Here is a 445-nt window from a genome sequence, read left to right on the forward strand (position 1 = left end):
CTGGTGCTACAGAGTTTTCTTCATACAGGTGGCTGTTGAAGGGCAAAGGTCGTCGAATTCTGTAGTTTGCTGAATAGCTCTTGGAGCTACACTTCGATCTATTTCTACGTATCCTAGCTCGGTAAAGAAACCAGGAGCGTTCGTCGTCAACAGGTACAGCGTGTCAACGTCGGCAGATTGCGCTTCCGTTTCCGCAGCCGCACAGAGCGCTGTTCCGTATCCCTGGCCTCGCACAGCTTCTTCGACGACGACCGACCGTAGAAGACCGTCAGTGTCATAAATTTCGATACCTGCGGCGCCGATTCGTTCGTCTCCATCGTAACCGATGTAGAAGCAGTCGGGTTTCGACCGTACGTCCTGAGACGGCAAACCGTTCGCTTCAAGTTTAGTTTCGATATAAGAGAGAGTGGCCTCGTCCGCTCGTCGGAGCTTGAGGGGTGCTCCA

Annotated in this window: 1 protein-coding gene; it reads right to left on the bottom strand. The window is 53.0% G+C overall.

All coding sequences use genetic code 11. The features are described 5' to 3' along the window. Positions 1–6: 6 nt before the first annotated feature. On the bottom strand, positions 7–445 hold a 439-nt coding region (gene arsN2 / locus EXE42_RS16925), incomplete at its 5' end, for an arsenic resistance N-acetyltransferase ArsN2 (RefSeq protein WP_137707055.1).

This window comes from Halorubrum sp. SP3, assembly GCF_005435195.1.
Classification (GTDB): Archaea; Halobacteriota; Halobacteria; order Halobacteriales; family Haloferacaceae; genus Halorubrum; species Halorubrum sodomense.